The sequence below is a fragment of the Streptomyces sp. NPDC005899 genome, from assembly GCF_040629645.1.
Lineage (GTDB): Bacteria > Actinomycetota > Actinomycetes > Streptomycetales > Streptomycetaceae > Streptomyces.
In genome coordinates this window covers 1-3833 of sequence record NZ_JBEXWB010000479.1, presented here as the reverse complement: position 1 = coordinate 3833, position 3833 = coordinate 1, and the positions used below count along the sequence as shown (strand labels likewise).

The window sequence follows — 3833 nt, the reverse complement described above, 5'->3', positions numbered from 1 at the left end:
CGGCCGGCGGCCCGGCGGTGCGGGCACCCGGTGCCGGGTGGCGTGACGCCTCAGCGCCGGCGGGCCTCGGACATCCGCTGTTCGGCGAGCCGGTCGGCGGCGGCGGCCGGCGGAATGCCGTCGGCCTTCGCACGTGCGAATATGGCCAGCGTGGTGTCGAAGATCTTCGCGGCCTTCGCCTTGCACCGGTCGAAGTCGAATCCGCGGAGCTCGTCGGCGACCTGGATCACGCCACCGGCGTTCACCACGTAGTCCGGTGCGTACAGAACCGAACGGTCGGCAAGGTCCTTCTCGACGCCCGGGTGCGCGAGCTGGTTGTTGGCGGCGCCGCACACCACCTTCGCGGTGAGCACCGGCACCGTCGTGTCGTCGAGGGCGCCACCGAGGGCGCACGGGGCGTAGATGTCGAGGCCCTCCGTGCGGATCAACGCGTCCGTGTCGGCGGCGACGCCGACCTCGGGGTGGAGGTCGGTGATCCGGCGCACGGACTCCTCGCGGACGTCCGTCACGATGACCTCGGCCCCGTCGCTCAGCAGGTGCTGGACCAGGTGGCGGCCCACCTTGCCGACCCCCGCGACACCGACCTTGCGGCCCCGCAGCGTCGGGTCGCCCCACAGGTGCTGGGCGGAGGCCCGCATCCCCTGGAAGACGCCGAAGGCGGTCAGCACGGAGGAGTCGCCGGCCCCGCCGTTCTCGGGTGAGCGGCCGGTGGTCCAGCGGCACTCGCGGGCGACGACGTCCATGTCGGCGACGTACGTGCCGACGTCGCAGGCGGTCACGTAGCGTCCGCCCAGCGAGGCCACGAACCGGCCGTAGGCGAGCAGCAGTTCGTCCGTCTTGACGAGGTCGGGGTCGCCGATGATGACGGCCTTGCCGCCGCCGTGGTCGAGCCCGGCCAGGGCGTTCTTGTACGACATCCCGCGCGAGAGGTTCAGCGCGTCGGCGACGGCCTCCGCCTCGGAGGCGTACGGGTAGAAGCGGGTGCCGCCGAGGGCGGGGCCCAGGGCGGTGGAGTGGAGGGCGATGACGGCCTTGAGGCCGCTGGCACGGTCCTGGCAGATCACGACCTGCTCGTGACCTCCCTGATCCGAGTGGAACAGGGTACGCAGCACATCGACGGGCACGCCGGTCACATCGGTCACTGTGGTGACTCCCAAGTACGAAGCGGCGGAAGACCCTCCTGAAGGTGGGGAGGGCCCCGGACCGGCCCGCGCGGCCGGTCCGGCTGGGCAAGACTGTAAGTCCTACGGGCCCGTAGATCTGTTTCAGTGCTCGGGATCACCCCCTGGCGGAGTACGGGCGTGACACGATTCGCCGCATGCCGGTGGTGTCTTCAGTGCTTGTCCCATACGCGTCCTACCTGCGGGTGTACGAGCCGCTCGCCGCCTTCCCCGAGCCCGAACGCAGCCATTGGGAGCGCTACGCCCGGCGGGCTGAGCTCCCCACCGCGCAGGACGAACTCCGGCGCTCCCTGGCCGACCTGGTGCCCACTCCGCCGGTGGGGGTGCCCGTGCACGAGAGCGGTGACGCGTTCGTGGCGGAAGCGGACGGGGCCGTGTGCGTCTGTCCGTGGCGGACCCGCATGCGGGGCTGGATGGCTCTGGACGAACTGGGGGGTCTGTTTCCGGCCACGGTGCTGGACGCGGTGCTGCCGCCGGTCGTGCGGGGGCAGGCGGTCGCGGACTACGAGCGCTGGGCGGAGCGGAACCCGGACGCCCGTCCCTGGATCCGGACGACCGTGTGGCACGTCCCGGTGCGCTGGTTCGTCCTCTTCGACGACGCGGAGCGGGAGTACGTGGCGGGCGGTACGGACGGTGTCCGGCCGGTGCTGCGCTACCGGACGCCGATGGTGCAGGCGCGCCGTCGGCTGGCGCGGGCCCTGCGGACCCTGCGGGAGGCGGTCGACGCGGGTCCCCTCGCGGAGGGGCTGGTGGACGTGGGGCGCTGGCTGGAGGAGTTCCACCCCCGGGCACTCGTCGAACTGGACTACGGCGGCCTGGTCCACGCGCTGCCGGCGGAGCACCTGGCGGCGGACCGGTCGGCCGCCGACGTGGCCGAGGGCATCGCGGCCCTGCGGGCCGGGGACACCGACGCGGCGGGCGTCGCGTACGGGCGTCTCGCCGAGCGGTGGCGGGCGGTACGGGACCGGCAGTCGGCCAACTAGGGGTAAAGCCTCGTCAAGCGCCAGTAACCGCCGCATAGACAGGCGTTCAGGAGGGAAGAGACATCCTGTGCGGTGTCCGGCATCAAGGACGCCGCGGGGTCCCAGGAGTCCGCGGACGCCGGGGGAGTCCTCCGGGAGGCGCTCCGGAGGGGCCGAGGCGGCGGGCGGAGGTGGAGGCGGATGTCCGAGAAGAACTGACGGGAAGTGAACCGGACGCCCCGTGTGATGCGTGTGACAGGTGAGGCGGAAGAGCGCTCCACCACGCGGCGGGACCTACGTCCCGAACCGGGCCTTTGCCTCAAGCGTGATGGATAGCACTAACGGGGCTCTTGCGCCCTTCCCTACTCCTCATGCCAAAATAGGACAAGGGGTCCTGGGGAGACTCTGTCCGCCCAACTTTGGGTGGAATGCTCAGCATTGCACGCTATGGGGGGTCTGACGACTTCTGACGACTCCTGATCGCTCTGTGACTGATCGTTACTAGGGCGTGACTGTCCGCTATGGCATGGTCCATCGGCTTCCGTCGCTGATGAACACCTGGGAGGGCAATTCCATCGGTTTGGCCGACGTGGCCGGACGGATGGTGTAGTTGTAGTGCCGAGGACAAGCCGTTCGTCCTATAACCGACTCGGCCCGCGTCCGCCATTTCGGGCAACGCGGGTCAAGGTGCAGAATTTAGAGGAAAGAACCGAGATGGTTCGGTTCTCCCGAGGAGGCCGCTCATGACCGCTCGCACCCCTGATGCCGAGCCGCTGCTGACCCCGGCTGAGGTCGCCACGATGTTCCGCGTGGACCCGAAGACGGTCACCCGTTGGGCCAAGGCTGGCAAGCTCACGTCCATCCGCACGCTCGGTGGACATCGCCGGTACCGCGAGGCAGAGGTCCGCGCACTGCTTGCGGGTATTCCGCAGCAGCGCAGCGAGGCCTGACACACCCCTGTCGCCGCAGCACAAAGGGCTACCGACGGGTCCCCCAACCCCCGGTGGCCACTCATAGCTCCACACGACGGACGCCTGCCCCAACGGGCGTCATATGCCTGTGACATGCAGGATGCGTCGTTCGATCGCGCTGGACTCCGCCGGGTCCAGCGCGATCTTTTTTGTGTGCGCCGAGGTTCTGTGCCGGGCACCTGCCGGGCACCTGCCGGCGGCCGTACGGGACCGCGAAGGGGCCGCGCGTCCCCTTCGGGGCGGCAGCCCGTCGCGGCCTCCGACGGCCCGGCCGCAGGCGCACAACAGGCCGACGGGTCGGTTTCCCGGGCCTCTTGCCCCGGGGTGGTGGTGTGCCCGTTCGGGCTGTTCGTCCGGGACCCGGACGTGGTGGGCGGGCTCGGGTGAATCGGTCCGGGATGTGCCCGGCGAGGAGTGCAATTGCACATATTAAATTCGCCAGTTGTAGGAAGTGCGTAAAGTACCCCCCTGGCAAAACGAATTGAGTGACTCCCGTCACACCGCTCGGGTCTTGCCGACATCGAGCCTGCCACGTCCGGAGAGCGGCCGGCCGGGGCCGATCGTCATGTCGTGAAAGGACTTCGGTCACCTCGGAGGGTGGCCTCCGGGGCCGTTGTCCCCCTCCTCGGATCCGGGAGCGGGCCCGTCTTCGTGATCGGCGGTGGCGCCCGGCGGGCGGGAGGCCGCCGTGAAGGCCCCGTCCGGCGCGCCGGCGGGCG

General features: G+C 70.3%; 3 protein-coding genes. 2 read left to right on the top strand and 1 reads right to left on the bottom strand.

All coding sequences use genetic code 11. The features are described from left to right. Positions 1–50 precede the first annotated feature (50 nt). Positions 51–1142: a Glu/Leu/Phe/Val dehydrogenase dimerization domain-containing protein gene (locus ABZ371_RS30190; protein ID WP_358685565.1), complete on the bottom strand. Its 1092-nt coding sequence runs from the start codon at positions 1140–1142 to the stop codon at positions 51–53. Positions 1143–1318: 176 nt separating this feature from the next. On the opposite strand from ABZ371_RS30190, the gene ABZ371_RS30185 reads away from it, so the two are divergent. Next, positions 1319–2164, top strand: coding sequence for a hypothetical protein (locus tag ABZ371_RS30185; RefSeq protein WP_358685563.1), 846 nt, complete (start codon positions 1319–1321; stop codon positions 2162–2164). A 722-nt stretch (positions 2165–2886) separates the two neighbouring features. Next, on the top strand, positions 2887–3093 hold the full coding sequence (gene bldC / locus ABZ371_RS30180; RefSeq protein WP_003949541.1) for a developmental transcriptional regulator BldC: 207 nt from the start codon (positions 2887–2889) through the stop codon (positions 3091–3093). Positions 3094–3833 lie beyond the last annotated feature (740 nt).

Bases quoted from the DNA above. Each gene is read 5' to 3' on its own strand.
- ABZ371_RS30185 (WP_358685563.1), top strand. From the start codon at position 1,319: ATGCCGGTGGTGTCTTCAGTGCTTGTCCCATACGCGTCCTACCTGCGG.
- bldC (WP_003949541.1), top strand. From the start codon at position 2,887: ATGACCGCTCGCACCCCTGATGCCGAGCCGCTGCTGACCCCGGCTGAG.